16 protein-coding genes are annotated in these 16,742 nt (G+C 62.3%); 10 read left to right on the forward strand and 6 right to left on the reverse strand.

The features are described 5' to 3' along the window. The first annotated feature begins 344 nt into the window (after positions 1-344). Entirely contained in the window at positions 345-1,730 is a 1,386-nt protein-coding gene (gene asnS / locus B5D32_RS01155; protein ID WP_078783241.1) for an asparagine--tRNA ligase, read from the forward strand. Continuing rightward, complete coding sequence (locus B5D32_RS01160) at positions 1,730-2,758, forward strand: A/G-specific adenine glycosylase (RefSeq protein WP_200805157.1); 1,029 nt, start codon at positions 1,730-1,732, stop codon at positions 2,756-2,758. Before asnS ends, B5D32_RS01160 begins: the two co-directional genes overlap by 1 nt. A 494-nt stretch (positions 2,759-3,252) precedes the next feature. On the opposite strand, the gene B5D32_RS01165 is transcribed toward B5D32_RS01160, so the two are convergent. Further along, entirely contained in the window at positions 3,253-3,981 is a 729-nt protein-coding gene (locus B5D32_RS01165; RefSeq protein ID WP_078783243.1) for an RsmE family RNA methyltransferase, read from the reverse strand. Between the two features lie 3 nt (positions 3,982-3,984). Continuing rightward, complete coding sequence (prmA, locus tag B5D32_RS01170; protein ID WP_078783244.1) at positions 3,985-4,905, reverse strand: 50S ribosomal protein L11 methyltransferase; 921 nt, start codon at positions 4,903-4,905, stop codon at positions 3,985-3,987. A gap of 258 nt (positions 4,906-5,163) precedes the next feature. Between prmA and B5D32_RS01175 the strand changes: the two genes are divergently transcribed. Genes B5D32_RS01175 through spoVAE form a run of 4 tightly spaced genes read left to right on the forward strand, consistent with a single transcriptional unit; the run spans position 5,164 to position 7,585 of the window. Further along, the gene (locus B5D32_RS01175) at positions 5,164-5,733 is read left to right on the forward strand and encodes a hypothetical protein (RefSeq protein ID WP_078783245.1); all 570 of its coding nucleotides are present in this window, start codon (positions 5,164-5,166) and stop codon (positions 5,731-5,733) included. A 35-nt stretch (positions 5,734-5,768) separates the two neighbouring features. Next, complete coding sequence (locus B5D32_RS01180) at positions 5,769-6,212, forward strand: SpoVA/SpoVAEb family sporulation membrane protein (RefSeq protein ID WP_078783246.1); 444 nt, start codon at positions 5,769-5,771, stop codon at positions 6,210-6,212. A 3-nt stretch (positions 6,213-6,215) separates the two neighbouring features. Next, positions 6,216-7,232, forward strand: coding sequence for a stage V sporulation protein AD (locus B5D32_RS01185; protein ID WP_078783247.1), 1,017 nt, complete (start codon positions 6,216-6,218; stop codon positions 7,230-7,232). Continuing rightward, a complete protein-coding gene (gene spoVAE / locus B5D32_RS01190) occupies positions 7,229-7,585 on the forward strand; it encodes a stage V sporulation protein AE (RefSeq protein ID WP_078783248.1) in 357 nt (118 codons plus the stop codon). Before B5D32_RS01185 ends, spoVAE begins: the two co-directional genes overlap by 4 nt. 197 nt (positions 7,586-7,782) lie before the next feature. Here spoVAE and B5D32_RS01195 read toward each other — a convergent pair whose 3' ends face one another. Beyond that, positions 7,783-9,234: a S1C family serine protease gene (locus tag B5D32_RS01195; RefSeq protein ID WP_078783249.1), complete on the reverse strand. Its 1,452-nt coding sequence runs from the start codon at positions 9,232-9,234 to the stop codon at positions 7,783-7,785. 180 nt (positions 9,235-9,414) lie between these two features. On the opposite strand from B5D32_RS01195, the gene B5D32_RS01200 reads away from it, so the two are divergent. Together B5D32_RS01200 and mnmM are read left to right on the forward strand one after the other, a co-directional pair. Further along, positions 9,415-10,521, forward strand: coding sequence for a carcinine hydrolase/isopenicillin-N N-acyltransferase family protein (locus B5D32_RS01200; RefSeq protein ID WP_078783250.1), 1,107 nt, complete (start codon positions 9,415-9,417; stop codon positions 10,519-10,521). A 4-nt stretch (positions 10,522-10,525) separates the two neighbouring features. Continuing rightward, a complete protein-coding gene (mnmM, locus tag B5D32_RS01205; RefSeq protein ID WP_078783251.1) occupies positions 10,526-11,377 on the forward strand; it encodes a tRNA 5-(aminomethyl)-2-thiouridylate-methyltransferase MnmM in 852 nt (283 codons plus the stop codon). Between the two features lie 235 nt (positions 11,378-11,612). Here mnmM and B5D32_RS01210 read toward each other — a convergent pair whose 3' ends face one another. Further along, positions 11,613-12,977 (reverse strand): MATE family efflux transporter, encoded by a 1,365-nt coding sequence (locus B5D32_RS01210; RefSeq protein WP_078783252.1) that lies wholly within the window; start codon positions 12,975-12,977, stop codon positions 11,613-11,615. A 118-nt stretch (positions 12,978-13,095) separates the two neighbouring features. Beyond that, entirely contained in the window at positions 13,096-14,100 is a 1,005-nt protein-coding gene (locus B5D32_RS01215; protein ID WP_078783253.1) for a nucleoid-associated protein, read from the reverse strand. A 106-nt stretch (positions 14,101-14,206) separates the two neighbouring features. Between B5D32_RS01215 and B5D32_RS01220 the strand changes: the two genes are divergently transcribed. Next, complete coding sequence (locus B5D32_RS01220) at positions 14,207-14,410, forward strand: hypothetical protein (protein ID WP_078783254.1); 204 nt, start codon at positions 14,207-14,209, stop codon at positions 14,408-14,410. A gap of 331 nt (positions 14,411-14,741) precedes the next feature. Here the strand turns inward: B5D32_RS01220 and B5D32_RS01225 are convergent, their stop codons facing one another. Then, positions 14,742-15,137 carry a thioesterase family protein gene (locus B5D32_RS01225; protein WP_078783255.1) on the reverse strand — a complete coding sequence of 132 codons (396 nt, stop codon included), beginning with the start codon at positions 15,135-15,137 and terminating at the stop codon, positions 14,742-14,744. A gap of 249 nt (positions 15,138-15,386) precedes the next feature. On the opposite strand from B5D32_RS01225, the gene B5D32_RS01230 reads away from it, so the two are divergent. After that, positions 15,387-16,715 (forward strand): uracil-xanthine permease family protein, encoded by a 1,329-nt coding sequence (locus tag B5D32_RS01230; protein ID WP_078783256.1) that lies wholly within the window; start codon positions 15,387-15,389, stop codon positions 16,713-16,715. Positions 16,716-16,742: the final 27 nt, after the last annotated feature.

Consider the following 16,742-nt stretch of genomic DNA (forward strand, 5'->3'; position numbering starts at 1 on the left):
AGTTTTAATCAAGGGGCGGGATTCATCCCTCCCGGGCAGCTTGCGCCGCCGCACACTCCCACGGGCGGATATGGAATCCGCCCCTACGGTAGGAATCGGCGTCCCCGACGCCCCGCAGACCTTCATAGCATCGCAAACGTAACATCATCGCCGCGCGGTAGGGGCCGGACATGTCCGGCCCTGCACCTTCCCATAAACGCCTGCCCGCGGGATACCTCCGGGCCGGGCATGCCCGGCCCCTACAACCCCTGCAACCCTGCAACTCTGCAAATATCGGCTCTTTACTTTTTATAAAATACCTGTTACAATAGGAACATTCATATATAAAGAGGAGTGGACTATCCATGCAGAGAACGGAACTTGCATCGCTGTACAAGGCCACCCCTGCAGACGGCACCAAGGTCACCGTCTGCGGCTGGGCCAAGACTGTGCGCGATTCTAAAAATATCGGCTTTATCTCGCTGTCCGACGGCAGCTGCTATAAGCCCGTCCAGATCGTTTTTCAGGCCGACAAGCTCGCCAACTATGCCGAGATCGCCAAGTGCGGTCTGTACACGAGCTTTGAGGTCACCGGCAGCGTTGTTGTGACCCCGGGTGCCAAGCAGCCCTTTGAGATCAATGCGGATGAAATCACCGTGCTCGGCCCCTGCGGCGGCGACTATCCGCTGCAGAAAAAGAAGATGGGCATGGACTACCTGCGCACCATGACCCACCTGCGCCCCCGCACCAACACCTTCAACGCTGCGTTCCGCGTGCGCGGCCAGGCGGCGTTCGCCCTGCACCAGTTCTTCCATGAGCACGGCTTTACCTACGTGCATACGCCGATTTTCACAGGCTCTGACTGTGAAGGTGCCGGTGAGATGTTCCAAGTGACCACCCTTGACCTCAACGATATCCCCCGCAACGACGAGGGCGGCGTTGACTACACGAAGGACTTCTTCAAGCGTCCTGTCAACCTGACCGTTTCCGGCCAGCTGGAGGCCGAGGCCATGGCCATGGCGCTGGGCAACGTCTACACGTTCGGCCCCACCTTCCGCGCCGAGAAGAGCTACGACACCCGCCATGCCGCCGAGTTCTGGATGATCGAGCCCGAGATGGCCTTCGCCGACCTGAACACCTATCTCGAGACCGCCGAGGCCATGACCCGCTACGTCATCCGCTACCTGCTGGACAACTGCCCCGACGAGCTGGCCTTCTTCAACCAGTTCTTTGACAAGGGCCTGATCGAGCGCCTCGAGCTGGTCGCATCCAGCGACTTTGCCCGCGTGACCTACACCGACGCCATCGAGCTGCTGAAGAAGAACAACGACAACTTCCAGTATAAAGTCGAGTGGGGCACCGACCTGCAGACCGAGCACGAGCGCTACCTGACCGAGCAGATCTTCAAGAAGCCCGTGTTCGTCACCGACTACCCGAAGGAAATCAAGGCATTCTACATGCGCCAGAACGAGGACGGCAAGACCGTGGCCGCCGCCGATATGCTGGTTCCCGGCATCGGTGAGCTGATCGGCGGCTCTCAGCGTGAGGAGCGCCTCGATGTGCTGGAAGCCCGCATGAAGGAGCTGGGCCTGAACACCGCCGACTACGACTGGTATCTCGACCTGCGCCGCTACGGCAGCGTCAAGCATGCGGGCTACGGACTGGGCTTTGAGCGCCTGCTGATGTACGTCACCGGCATCCCCAACATCCGCGACGTCATCCCCTTCCCCCGTACCTGCGGTGGTTTTTGATGCAGCCCATTGCCGCACCGCTGCTGCAATGGTTTGACGCAAACAAGAGGCTCCTGCCTTTCCGGCAGGAGCCTTCTGCGTACCATATCTGGGTCAGCGAGATCATGCTCCAACAGACCCGCGTGGCAGCGGCCATCCCCTATTATGAACGCTTTATCGCGGCTTTGCCGGACCCCGCCGCGCTGGCGGCCTGTGAGCCGGACGCCCTGCGCAAGCTGTGGCAGGGGCTGGGCTACTACAACCGCGTCAACAATATGCAGAAGGCTGCCCGCATCGTCTGCGAGCAGTACGGCGGCGACCTGCCCGCCGACTACGACGCCCTGCGCAGTCTGCCGGGCATCGGTGACTACACGGCGGGCGCGGTGGCCAGCATTGCGTTTGGCATCCCCGTCCCCGCGGTGGACGGCAACGTCCTGCGCGTTTTTGCGCGGCTGTACAACGACGACGCGGACGTCATGGCCCCGGCAACGAAGAAAGCCTTTACCGTGCGGGTGCTGGACCAGATGCCCAAGGCCACGCCCGGCCCCTACAACGAGGCCCTGATGGAGCTGGGTGCGCTGGTCTGCATCCCCGGCACGCCCCACTGTGAAGAATGCCCGCTGGCCGATTTGTGCCGGGGCTATGCGGCTGGCCGGGCGGACCAGCTGCCTGTGAAGCCCGCGCCCAAGGCCAAGGGCAAGGTGCCCGTGACGGTGGCGTTGATTGAAAGTGAGCAGGGATTGCTTTTGCAGCGCCGCCCCGCACGGGGACTGCTGGCCGGATTGTGGCAGCCCGCAGCGTGGGAAAAAGCGCTGACGCGGGACGAGCTGACCGCCGCACTGGCGGGCATCGGTGTGCAGGCCGCGCTGGACGAGCCTCTGCCCCCCGCAAAGCACGTATTTACGCACAAGATTTGGGAACTCGGCGGCTGGAAGGGCACCGCCCCTGCCTGTGCTCTGCCCGACGGGTATGTCTGGGCCGCGCCGGAGGATTTGGCAGAGGTGTACCCCGTGCCGAATGCGTTCGGGGCGTATGTGAAGGCGAAGTGAGGGTGAGTTTCTCATGGCCATGAACGGCCAGAGCCCCTCAGACCTCGCGGGCTCGGCCAGCTCCCCACTTCGTGGGGCGCCTTTTTTCGCGGGCTCTGCTCGTTTGCCGCTATGTATGACCTCCCGTGGGCTGTGCGCCAGCCACACACCTCCCCGGAGCGGTCAAGACCGCTCCCTACAAACCGGCCGTGAACGGCATTCCGTAGGGAGGGGTCTTGACCCCTCCGCGCCCGTGTTCGCTTAGCGCCCGTAAAAAGGCAATAGAGCCGTAGGGGCCGCACATGTGCGGCCCGCAGCCTGCCCGTCAGCACCCGTTCCAGGAAAGCCGCGGGCGGCATATATGCCGCCCCTACAAGCCATCCCGCAAACGCCCGCCTGCCTTATACGTCCCGGGTCGGGCATGCCCGGCCCCTACAATACAACCAACAAAAACAGGAGCATCACCACGCACGGTGACGCTCCTGTTCTTTTTTACATAGTATGGCTTGCTGCGGTTATTCCAAATTCCCGGTCAGCAGCATGACAGAGGTCAACGCGGCTAACGGTGCGGTCTCGCAGCGCAAAATGCGGGGGCCTAACCCTACGGTCACAGCCCCGGCGGCCTTCGCGGCCTCGGCCTCCTCGACGGAGAAGCCGCCCTCGCTGCCGGTCACGATGGCAACGCGCTTGTACTGCCCGGGGTGCAGCACCTCCCGCAGGGGTGCGCCGCCACCCTCGTAAAAGAACAGCACAACGTCGAAATCCGCAAATGCTTTGCAAACCGCGGCAAAATCGTTCAACGGCAGGGCCACGTGGGGCAGCATGGCGCGGCCCGCCTGCTTGGCGGCCTCGGCGGCAATGCGGTTGTAGCGCTCGTTCTTGACATCCTCTTTTTTTGGCGTGGCTACGCAATACCGGCTGAAAAACGGCACGACCTCGGTCACGCCCAGCTCGACGCTGTGGCGGATGACCTCCTCCAGCTTGCCCGCCTTGGGGTAGCCCGCAAACAGCGTCACGGCGCAGTCCGGCTCGGCCTTGCTCGTCGTGCCGTCGGTGACGGAAAACTCCACCCGCCCCGGCTCGATGGCCGTGACCGTGCCGAGGTATTCCAGCCCGTCCGGCCCGCAGAGCACGACCTCCTCACCGATTCTGGCGCGCATGACGTCGGCCAGATGGTGGGCGTCGCTGCCGGTCAGCGCGGCGCGGCCATCGGCCAGCTCCCGCGTAAAATAACGATGCGGCATAGATCAAGCCTCTTTCTTTTCGCAGATGATGCAGACCCAGCCGCGCTTCTCCTTGACCTCGACAGGCTCGAGACCTGCGGCCTTCAGCCCGGCCAGCACCTCGTCCTTGCGCTCGTCGATGATGCCGCTGGCGATGAACCGTGCGCCCGGGGCCATGAGCACCGGCACATGCGGGGCCAGCGACAGGATGGCAGCCGCCACGATGTTGGCCGTGATGATGTTGTACTGGCCGCTGGCCTTGTCGGACAGGTCGCCGACGAGGACTTTAAAACGGTCCGCCACGCCGTTGCGCGCGGCGTTCTCGCCCGCGGTGCGCACGCACATGGGGTCGATGTCCACGCCCTCGGCGGAGTCTGCGCCTAATTTCAGCGCGGCAATGGCCAGAATGCCGGAGCCGGTGCCGATGTCGAGCACGCGCTCCCCGCCCTTGACAAGGCTGTCCAGCGTCTCGAGGCAGAGCGAGGTCGTCTCATGCGTGCCGGTGCCAAAGGCCATGCCGGGGTCCATGACGATCCTGATGCGGTCCGTCCGGTAATCCTCCCAGCCGGGCACGATGGCGAGGCGCTCGCCGATGTCCATGGCGTGGTAGTACTTCTTCCAGGCGTTCTGCCAGTCCTCCTGCTCGACGCCGGTGGTGTTGAGCTGGTAGCCGATGCCGCTGTTTTTCAGCCGCTCCTCAAACAGGGGCAGCACCTCGGCGGGGTTCTCGTCAGGGGCAAGGTACATGTGTACGATCACGATGTCACGCGGTTTGTCCAGCAGGTCTTGTTCAATTAAATCAACGTGGGCGATCTCCCACGCCTGCTGCTCCAGGTCGCTGTAGTCCTCAATATAAATGCCGCCGTTGGCAACCATCGTTGCGATGGCTTCGGCAGTGTCGGCGTCGCGCTTGGCGACGGTGATGCTGATGTCAGTCCATTCCATGTGGGTGGCTCCTTTATAAATTGCTTGCGGGCGCATACGGAATGCGCCCCTACGAATAACGGGCGCGTTGCAGGGGCGGCCAATGGCCGCCCGCGGAACGCGGTGGCTGCCGCAATGTGCCTGCGGGCGGGCAATGCCCGCCCCTACATGCCCGTAGGGGCGGATCCCATATCCGCCCGAGAACTGCGCCATAACCCCATTTTTACCTATTATACCGTATTTTCCCCCATAATTCAATCACAGAAAGGAGAAATCCCTATGCAAATCACACGCTTGTCTGCTGCTGAATGTGAGGACCTCTACCGCTCTGCCCTGCCGCGGGATTTCCCTGCCGCCGAGCTGAAGCCGTTTGCCGAGATCCAACGCCTGCTGGAGTCCGGCGTCTACGAGCCGCTCCTTCTGACCGATGACGCGGGCGCACGGCTGGCCTATGCGTGGCAGGTCGTGCTGCCGGGCCAGCGCACGGCGCTGCTGGACTACTTTGCCGTGCGGTACGACCTGCGCGGCAGCGGCGTGGGCACGGCGGCGCTGGGGCTGGTCCGGGACTACGATGCCATGCGGGTACACGACCTGGTGCTGGAATGTGAGCACCCCGCCGAGGCTCCCGACCCGTCCACCGCGCGGCGGCGCATTGGGTTTTACCTGCGGGCAGGCGCGCGGGCCACGGCGCTGGAAAGCCGGGTGTTCGGCACGCGGTACGCCGTGCTGGCCCTGCCCTGCGGTGGTACGGTCCCCGACGCGGTGCTTTGCAAAGAGCTGCGCACGCTGTACAAGGTCATGGTGCCGCACCCGTATTATCGCGGGCAGGTCATATTTTACGGCAGCTAGGCACATACTACCCCCAAAAAGGGGAGGAATGAAATGTGAAACTGGATCCCAGGCAATATGATGAGATGGTCAGCCGCGCGTCGCCGCCGTCGCCCGTGGTGCGGGACTGCGCGTGGGCGTTTTTGGTCGGCGGGGCCATCTGCACCCTCGGCGAGGCACTGCGGCAATTTTTCCTGATTTGGTACGACAAAACGCTGGCGGGCACGCTGACGAGCATTGCGCTGATTTTTCTGTCCGCCATTTTCACACTGCCGGGCTGGTACCAAAAGCTGGCCGCCAAGGCGGGCGCGGGGACGCTGGTGCCCATTACAGGGTTTGCAAACTCCGTCGTCAGCCCGGCGATTGAATTCAAGGCCGAGGGCTGGGTGACCGGTGTAGGCGCGAGGATTTTCGGTATCGCGGGGCCGGTCATCGCGTTTGGGACGCTGGCCAGCTTTGTGTGGGGCGTGCTCTACTGGCTGCTGGGAAAGGTGGGGTGACCGATGACGCGCAGAGGCGATACCCTGCTGTTTGACGCGCCGCCCACCGTGGCGGCCTGGGCCGCGGCAGGCGGCAAAAAGGAGAGCGAGGGCCCGCTGGCGTCGGCCTTTGACTTTGTGACGCAGGACGCGGCTTTTGGCGAGCAGGGCTGCGAAAACTGGGAGCAGGCCGAAAGCCTCTTGCAGCGCAAGGCCGTGGAGCTCTGTCTGCGCAAGGCGGATATTCCGCGTTCCAAAGTCGATATTGCGTTTGCGGGCGACCTGCAGGCCCAGTGTACGGCCAGCAACTACACGATGCGGGAACTGGGCATCCCGTTTGCGGGCATCTACGGCGCGTGCTCGACCATGGCGGAGACGCTGGGCCTTGCCGCGGTGTTTGCGGCGGGCGGCATGGCCGAGCGGGTCCTGGCGCTGACAAGCAGCCATTTTTGCGCGGCAGAGCGACAATTCCGCACGCCGCTGGAGTACGGTGCCAAGCGCACCCCCACGGCCCAGTGGACAGCCACCGCCGCGGGGGCCTGCCTGGTGCGGGCGCACGGCAGCGCGGGCGTGCCGGTGCTGTCGGTGACGTTTGGCCGCGTGCAGGATTTTGCGGTGCATGACATCAACAACATGGGTGCGGCGATGATGCCTGCGGCAGCCTCGACGCTGCTGCGCTATTTTTCGGCCACAGGGACAAGCCCGCAGGACTTTGACGCGATCTTTACGGGCGATTTGGGCGAGGTCGGTACGGCACTTCTGCATGAGCAGATGGCCAAAGAGGGGCTGCCGCTGGACAACCATAAGGACTGCGGCTGCTTATTATATGATACAAACAGTCAGAATGTACAGGCGGGCGGCAGCGGGGCTGGATGCAGTGCGGCGGTGCTGTGCGGGAAGATCCTGCCGATGCTGGCCGCGGGGCAGCTGCGCCGCGTGCTGTTTCTGGCAACGGGTGCGCTGATGAGCCAGACCACGTTTTTGCAGGGGGAGAGCATCCCGGGCATCGCCCACTGTGTCGAGCTGGGAGGTGCGGTATGAGTTACGTCTGGGCGTTTGTGGTCGGCGGCGCGATCTGCGTCGTAGGGCAGCTTTTTATTGATTACACGAAGCTCTCCCCTGCCCGGATCCTGACCGGGTATGTCGTGGCGGGCGTAATCTTAAGCGCTGTCGGGCTGTACAAGCCGCTGGCGGATTTTGCCGGGGCGGGGGCCAGCGTGCCGCTGCTGGGGTTCGGGCATTTATTGGCCCAGGGCGTGCAGAATGCCGTGGACGAGTGCGGCCTGCCCGGTGCGTTTACCGGCGGCCTGACGGCGGCGTCCGGCGGCATAGCGGCCAGCCTGATTTTTGGCGTGCTGGCTGCACTGGTGGGAAAAAGTAAAGATCAGAACTGAGTGAGGAGTCAGGAGCGGACGCCGCCCCCCTGAGAGGGGCAGACTTCCGGCGGCAACCCGCTGCCGGGCCATAATGGCACGGTTTCCCCTCATCAGTCAGCGGGCGGGGCCGCTGACAGCTTCCCCCGAGGGGGAAGCCATTCAAACAAAAAACAGGGATGCAGATTTCGGTCTGCATCCCTGTTTCTATATTGTTTTTACTGTGCGCTGGACCCAAGCGTAACAGCCAGCGTCAGCACCTTGCCGTCGCGCTCGACCTGGAGGTTGACGGTGTCGCTGATGCTCTTGTCCTTCAGGTAATTCTTCAACGCGGAGGAATCACTGACGGCGGTGTCATCGACGGCCAGCACGCGGTCACCCGCCTGTACACCGGCGGCGTCGGCACCGCTGCCCTTTGTGACTTCGACAACGTAGACGCCCATTGTGGAGACACCCAGCTGCTGGGCGGTCTGGGCGTCGGTCACATCCATGATCTTGACGCCCAGCGCGGGACGAGCCACGCTGCCGTTCTCGATCAGCTGCCGGCCGATCTCCATGGCTGTGTTGATGGGGATCGCAAAGCCGATGCCCTCGGCCTCACTGTAGCTGGACTTGGCATTGACAATGCCGATCAGCTCGCCGTTCGCATTGAACAGGCCGCCGCCGGAGTTGCCCGGACTGATGGACGCATCGGTCTGAATCAGCGTCATATCGTTGTTTTGCACGGTGACCTGACGGTTCAGCGCACTGACGATGCCATCGGTGACAGTGTTGGACAGCGTGCCCAGCGGGTTGCCGACGGCGACGGCGACCTCGCCCACGGCCAGGGCGTCACTGTCGCCGATGACTGCCGGGGTCAGGCCCGTAGCATCAATTTTCAGCACCGCGATGTCGGAGGTGGAATCCTGACCGACGACGGTGGCGTCGTAGCTCTCGTCGCTGCCGTTCAGCTGCACCTTTACGCTGGTCGCGCCGCTGACGACGTGGGCGCAGGTCAGGATGTAGCCGTCCTGGCTGATGATGACGCCGGAACCGGCACCGCTCTGGACGTAGTAGCCGCCGAACCAGGTCTGGCTGCTGCTCATCTGCTCGGTGGTGATGGCGACAACGCTGGGCGAGACGACAGACGCGATCTGCTGCACGCTCATGCTTGTGCCATCGGTGCTGCCTGCGGCGGTGGCATCCGTGCTGCGCTCTACCTGCTGGACGACCACCTGGTTGCCTGTCAGGCCCGCACGGCTGGCGACCACAGCGCCGCCCAGACCGCCGCCGAAGCCCAGCGCAGCCACGCCGACGCAGGCCAGCACGCGGAGCAGGACCTTGCTGCCCTTTTTCTTCTGGGGCACGGGGGGCTGCTGCGGGGCGCTGGAATAGCTGTAGCCGTTGTAGCCGCCGTTATTGCCATTGCCGCCGCTGAAGCTGCTGGTGTAGCCGTTGGAATCCTGCTGGGGATTCTGGCCGGACGTGCTGCCGGAATTGTAGGAAGAATAATCTGTGCGCGCCGTGTTGGCAGTGTTGGCACCGCTGGAGCCTACGTTGGGGTAGCTGCTCTGTTGGGGCTGCTGGTTCTGCGCGGGGGCGCTCTGCTCGGGCTGCGGGTTCTGGCCGTTCGGCTGACCGCTGCCGGATGTATTGTTATAGAGACCGGAGTAATCGTATTCGTTGCTCATAGTGGTCGTCTCCTTTCGCTTTCTATGCCTACAGTATACAGGCTAATTGTGAAATAGGTTTCGTCAGAGAGTGAAAAGTATGTGAAAAACGGTGAAGATTATGACAATTTGCAGCGTTGCGCCGCACAATAAAATATGATATAATCAAATCATAAAACACATATAAAGGAGGCGTTTTCTATGAAAAGGATGTTAAAGCGTATTTTGGTTGTGCTTCTGGTATTGATCCTGCTGGCAGTGGCGGGCTTCGGCGTGCTGTACGCCGGGCGGCTGCGCACGGTAAACAGCATAGAGCAGATCACCGCGTATGACGACTATAACCTTTACCGCATGGATGTCACGTATGATTATTCCATCGACGATGTCATCAACTACGGCATCACCGACAACCAGTCGATGATCGACGCGATTTTAAAGGAAACGCTTCCCCTGCTGCCGGTCCGCATGAAAGCCCCGAACTATGGATGCAGCGCCTTTGCGACAGTGTCCGATGGGAATATCCTGATGGGCCGCAACTATGATTTCAAGCGCGACACCTCGGCCATGCTGGTTTATTGTACGCCGAAGGACGGCTACAAATCCGTGGCGCTGGCCGCGCTGGATAATATCTCGGCCAACCAGCCGGACATATCCATGGCGAAAAAGCTCGCCTGCCTGACCGCTCCGTTCATCTGTCTGGACGGCATGAATGAAAAGGGTGTTTCCATCGCGGTGCTGACGCTGGACAGCGAGCCGGTCAACCAGAGCACCGGCAAGCAGAAGATTTTTACCACCCTTGCTATCCGTCTGGTGCTGGACCGCGCCGCCACGACGCAGGAGGCCGTTGACCTGCTGGACAGCTACGATATGTTTGCGACCTCCGGGCGGGACTACCACTTCTTTGTCGTTGATGCAAGCGGCGATGCCCGCGTGCTGGAATATGACCCGGAGCAGGAGGGCCGCCCGCTGCGCTGGACGGCGATGCAGGCCATCACGAATTTTTACGGCTGCTATGCCTACATGGTGCAGCCAAACCAGAGAAATGGCATCTACGGCCACGGAAAAGAGCGCTATGACGCTATTATGGAAGTGCTGGCAATGCGCGATCCCGACGGGGATATTCCTGCGGATATCGCATGGAAGGCGTTGCAGGCAGCCGCCCAGGACCCCAGCCCCAACGATGTGACCAGCAACACCCAGTGGTCGCTGGTCTATGACGACACCGACCTGACCGCGCAGATCGTCATCCGCCGCAAATGGGGCGACGTGATACACTACGACCTGAACACCAACGAAATCGACGGGTAATGCTATGCAGATCAGGCAGGAAAAAGGCTGCTACACTCTATATAAGGAAAACGAGGCCATCGGCACAGCCGTCGTGGACGGCACGACCATCCTGCGGTTGGAGGTCGTGCCCCGGTGGCGCGGGCGCGGCTACGGCAGTTATCTGTTGAAAGAGCTTCTGCGCCAAAACGGCGGACTGGACCCAAAGCAGGCCACGCGGTTCACGGCTCCCCTGCCCCGGGATGCCGCGGGCAGGGCGCTGGCGCAAAAATATGGCTTTGCCCCGGACGGCAGCCAGCTGGTGCGCCGCCGCGTGCCCGACCTGTCCGCCGTGCAGCTCTGCCATGCGTTTTTGACCACACGGCTCGCCCCCGGCGGGCTGTACGTGGATGCCACCTGCGGCAACGGCCACGACACGCAGTTCCTGTGTACGCTGGCTGGCCCGGCAGGGCACGTGCTGGGACTGGATATTCAACAGCAGGCCGTTGATAACACAAACGCGCGGCTGGCAGCGGCAGGCTATGGCGCAGTGGGGCGTGCGGTGCTGCACGACCACGCCCGCCTGGCTGAGCTGGTGCAGCCCGGCACGGCGGACTGCGTGCTGTTCAACTTCGGCTGGCTGCCGGGTGCGGAGCATGATGTGCATTCCACGGCGGACGGCAGTGTGCCCGCCATGCGTGCGGCGCTGGAGGCTCTGCGCCCCGGCGGCGTGCTGGCCGCGGTGCTCTACAGCGGAAAGGTCATCGGTGACGCCGAGAAGCAGGCCGCGCTGGCGTTTTTTAAGGCCCTGCCGCTGACGCAGTATACCGTGCTGGTCTGCGAGTTTGCAAACTGGGCGCAGACAGCGCCGCTGCCGTGCTTTGTGATCAAAAAGTAAAGGCTGTACGTTAAGGCAAGCGGGCAGAGCCCCTCAGGCCTCGCAGGCTCGGCCAGCTCCCCTGTAAGGGGCGCCTTTTTGCGCGGGCCCTGCCCGCGGGAAAGCCTCCCCTTACAGGGGAGGTGGTCAAGCGCAGCGATGACCGGAGGGGCTTTGCCCGTTCGCCGCAATAACAAAGGATACCCCCGTCAGGCGCACATACCTGACGGGGGTATCTTTATTCTATAAACAGAATTTACGCCTTGACCTCCGGTGCGCCGCCGCCCAGCTTGGGGATGGGGCAATGGAGGATATACCATGCAAACAGCACGGACGAGATGCTCCAGGTCAGCGGATAGGCCCAGAACACAACGCCGATGTTGCGGATGAAGTGCAGCGTGACCGTGATGTAGGTGATGCGTAGCAGACACCAGACCGCCAGCATGACCATCATTGGCACGACGGGGCGGCCCAGACCGCGCAGGATGCCCGCGCAGCAATGGCTGAACGCCAGCAGGCAGTAGAACAGCGTGATGGTGTGGGCCTGCCGCACGCCGAACGCGATGACGTCGGCCTCGCGGCTGAAAGCACCGATGAGCCACGGCGACGCAGCGTAGATGGTGGCGCCGACGACCTCGGCCATGAGCACCGAGCACAGACACCCGAACTTCATGCCCTTCTTCACGCGGTCCGGCTGGCCCGCGCCGACGTTCTGGCTGACGAACGTCGCCAGTGCCATGGCAAAGCAGGTCACGGGCAGGAAGGCGAAGCCCTCCACCTTGCTGTACGCGCCGCACCCGGCCATGGCCTGTGCACCGAACGAGTTGATGTTGGACTGCACAATGACGTTGGCAATCGAGATGACCGAGTTCTGGATGCCGGACGGCAGGCCCTGCACGATGACAGCCTTTAGCGACGGACCGTCAAATTTTACCTCGCTCCAATGCACGGCCCACGCCTCTTGGGAGCGCGTCAGCTTGGCAAATGCCAGAACGGCGCTGACCGTCTGGGAGGCAATCGTTGCGAACGCCGCCGCGGCCACGCCCATGCGCAGCCAGCCGACGAGGATCAGATCGAGCACGATGTTGATGAGAGAGGCAGCAATTAAATACCGCATCGGGCTCTTGCTGTCGCCGACGGATTGCAGAATACTTGCACCTACGTTATACATGACAACGGCAATTGAGCCGATGAAGTACATACGGAAGTAGGCGATGGAGTTGACGAGCACGTCGTCCGGCGTGCCCATCCAGCGCAGGATCTGCGGCGTTAAGATCACGCCGATCACCGTCAGCCCGACACCGGCCACCAGGCCCAGCGCCACGGTGGTGTGGATCGTGCGGCGCATTCTGTCCCAGTCCTTGGCGCCAAAATACCGCGCGACCACGACGCCCGCGCCCAACGATACACCGTTGACAAAGCCGGTCAGCAGAAAAATCAGGCTGCCTGACGAGCCGACAGCGGCGAGCGCCTCGCCGCCCAGAAAGTTGCCGACGATCAGCGAGTCGGCGGCATTATACAGCTGCTGGAACAGGTTGCTGATAAAAATCGGCAGCGCAAACAGCAGCATTCCCCTGGCAACACTGCCCTGGGTCAGGGTCGTTTTTTGTTTTGTTTCCATAGTTTGCTTTCTCTATACCCATATCCTGAGCGGCAGAGTGCGGGTGCCTATAGAATGCGCCCCTGCGGGTGTGATTCGTAGGGGCGGATTCCATATCCGCCCGCAAAGTGCCGTATGTTTACACCAATACGTCCTTAATCAATAAGCTCAGCCCGCCGGTTGCCGAATGGATAAACTCCACGGCGTCGTCCGAGCTGCACAGCTCGGCGGGAATCCTGATCTCAATGCCGGACTCGGTCTTGAAGCTGCGGCTTTCCAGTTTTTTGATGCGCGCGGGGGTCACGGTCACGCGGTCATTCTCCTGCACGCCGGTCTCGGCCAGCGCCTCCTCAAACCTGGGGGCGGCCAGGGGAAAATTCTCCCGGATGCGCTCGCGCACGTCCTCGACGGAGATCTGGTTGTCCACGGCCTGGTTGCGCACCAGCAGCTCGACGGCAGTCTCGGTGCCGCCGTCAAACGGGGGCACATCGTCCAGCGCCTCCGGCTCGGGGTAGGCCTCCTTCACGGCGGCCACGGCGGTCTCGCAGACGGCCTTGAGCTTGGCTTTCTCCTGCAAAGCCTCCGTGCAGCCGAACACGCGGGTGGACAGGTAAAAGTCCTTCCTGTCGTCCAGCGTGAACTTCTTCTCGATCAAACGCACCGTGCCGTTGGCGCGGTCAATGAGCGCGGCTTCGTCGGCCTTGGGCGTGCCGGGCAGCAGCGTGCGCTGCGGCACCATGCTGCTGAACCGGCCATTGCCCATCAGCTCGGTGTGGTGGGTGTAGCCGGGGCGGTAGTTGAGCTTGAGCACGCCGTAGAACGGCACGCCGTCGGCGGTAAAGTCCACGACGGCCAGATCGCCCGCCGGGATGGCCTGATATTGCAGCATCTGCTCAAAGATGACGCCCGCAATGCGGCGGGACAGGTCGATGAAATCCTGATTCTGCGCCATCTCCGCGGCAAAAGCGGAGTCCGGCAGGAACCGGCAGTTCTTTACCTCGTCGCTGGCGAACGCGCGCTCAAGCGTGGCGGTGTAATACTCGTACAGGTCAGCGTCCATGTCCATGGCGCGGTCCGACAGAACCGGCTCCGATGCGCCGGGGTCCAGCAGATGCAGAACGACCTGATTGATTTTGACTTCCATAGAATGATAGCTCCTTAAAAATGGCAATATAAAATACTATACCACGATTTTCCGGGTTTGACCAGCGGCAGCCCCGGGCAAAATAGTGACGAAAGAGGTGATTTGTATGAACAAGGCTGAAAAAGAGACGCTGCTGCGCCGCACCGCACCCAGCCGCCAGAAGCAGGCACAGGAATATCTGCAGGGCCGCAGCCCCGGCACGATGCAGCGCTACGCCCCCGACGCCCACGCCGACCCGGAACAGGGCTGGGTGGAGAGTGAGGAGACGGTGAAAGAGCTGGTAAAGTGGCGGGAGGAGGCAATTTATTGAGGGCGGCTTCCCCCTTGGGGGAAGCTGTCAGTGGCCCCGACCACTGACTGATGAGGGGCAGGTGCGCCAGTATAGCCCGTTTGCCGAATGGCCGCACGGTAGGGGCCGGGCATGCCCGGCCCGCGGCCTTCCCACAGACGCGATTTTGCCTTTTTGCTGAGGGCCGGGCATGCCCGGCCCCTACGCGGCGGCATTCCTTATAAAAGGCGGCTATGGTGAGCTTACCTCTCATCCGGCCCTGCGGGGCCACCTTCAGTCTACGCGCCAAGAGCCGTCTACGGCGGTTGCGCTCCGACACGCGCCTGCGGGCGCAGCCCCTCGGGGGAAGGCTTTAGGACTGTGCCGTCAGCTTGCTGTTGGCCTTGCGGGTGAAGCGCTCGTTGTCCACAATATACCGCTCATGGGTCGCGGCGGCGATTTCGGTCACGTCGTCGTAGACGCGGGCGGTGAAGTGCAGGCGGCGGTCCTCGACGGCGGTCAGCTCGCAGTCGCAGTGTACGACCATGCCCACGGGCGTGGGGGCTGTGTGGGCCAGCGTCAGCGCCGTGCCGACGGTGCCCTGGTCAAGCTCCAGCTCTGCCGCAACGGACTGCCAGCAGGCCCTTTCGATCAGGGCCGCCACGGCGGGTGTGGCCAGCACGGGCAGCTCACCGCTGCCCATGGCCAGCGCGGTGTTTTCGGTGGTGACACGCAGCGCCGCGTGTCCTTTGATGCCGGGGGTCAGCATATAACATTCTCCTAAATTGGTTTTTATTTATAATATAGCATACTTCTAGGCAAAAAGATAGTAGGGGCCGCACACGTGCGGCCCCTACATGGCGGTCCCCACGAACAAAGCGACAAATTTTTCCCAGCATCTTGCACTTTCCCCTCAAGTCCGCTATACTATTAAGGATAAGCAAGGGAGGCTGTAGCGTTTGAAGATAAACCGGCGGTCTCCCCTTTTTTTGCGGCCATTATGAGGAGGATTTCATTCATGGCAGAAAAAATCGATTACTCGAAAGGCATCTATGATGCCAAACAGCTGGGCACGCCCAAGCTGTTGATCCTCGGCGCACAGCACATGTTTGCAATGTTCGGCGCAACCGTGCTGGTGCCTCTGCTGACCGGCCTGAGCGTCAGCACCACACTGCTCTGCGCAGGTCTGGGCACGCTGCTGTTCCACTTCCTGTGCAAGGGCAAGGTGCCCGCGTTCCTGGGCTCCAGCTTTGCGTATCTGGGCGGCTTCACCATCGTGACGAACGGCGGTGCCAATCCCGAGAATCTGCCCTACGCCTGTGCGGCTGTGGCGCTGTCCGGCCTGGTCTACGTGCTGTTCAGCGGCCTGATCACCGCGTTCGGCATCCGCAAGATGATGCGCTTCTTCCCGCCTGTTGTCACCGGCCCCATCATCATCTCCATCGGCTTGATCCTGGCCCCGAGTGCTATCTCCAACTGCCAGTCCAACTGGCTGCTGGCCTTTGTGGCGCTGGCTACCGTCATCGTCTGCAACATCTGGGGCAAGGGCATGGTCAAGATCCTGCCCATCCTGATCGGTGTGCTGGTCTCCTACGCGGTTGCGCTCGTGACCGGCGCTGTTGACTTCCAGACCATCGGTGCGGCGGCCTGGTTCGGCATCCCCCTGCATAAGGATTCCATGGGGCTGTTCGCTATTGACGGCAGCGAGACCTTCATCAGCGCTGTGTTCACCATCGTGCCCATCGCGCTGGCAACCATGATGGAGCATATCGGCGACATCGCCGCTATCTCCGCCACCACCGGCAAGAACTACATCCGTGACCCGGGCCTGAACAAGACCCTGCTGGGCGACGGTCTGGCTACCGCCATGGCCGGTCTGCTGGGCGGCCCCGCCAACACCACCTACGGCGAGAACACCGGCGTTCTGGCCCTGACGAAGATTTATGATCCCCTCGTCATCCGCATTGCTGCTGTGTTTGCGCTGATCCTGAGCTTCTGCCCGAAGTTTGAGGCCGTTATCAACACGATCCCCTCCGGCATCGTCGGCGGCATCAGCTTTGTGCTGTACGGCATGATCTCCGCCATCGGCGTGCGCAACGTTGTCGAGAACAAGGTCGACTTCACCAACTCCCGCAACCTGATCATTGCCGCGGTCATTCTGGTCTGCGCCCTGGGCTTCAACTCGGTGGGCGGCATCACGTTTGCGATTGCGGGCGTTAACATCAACCTGTCCGGTCTGGCCATCGCCGCCATCGCCGGTATCCTGCTGAACGCTATCCTGCCCGGCAACGACTACGAGTTCGACGAGGGCAGCAACGAGCCGGAGAGCGCCAGCCTGCGTGTTTGATAAATAGTGCTCTCCTTGGCCCCCTCT

The organism is Gemmiger formicilis, from assembly GCF_900167555.1.
GTDB classification, from domain to species: Bacteria; Bacillota; Clostridia; order Oscillospirales; family Ruminococcaceae; genus Gemmiger; species Gemmiger formicilis.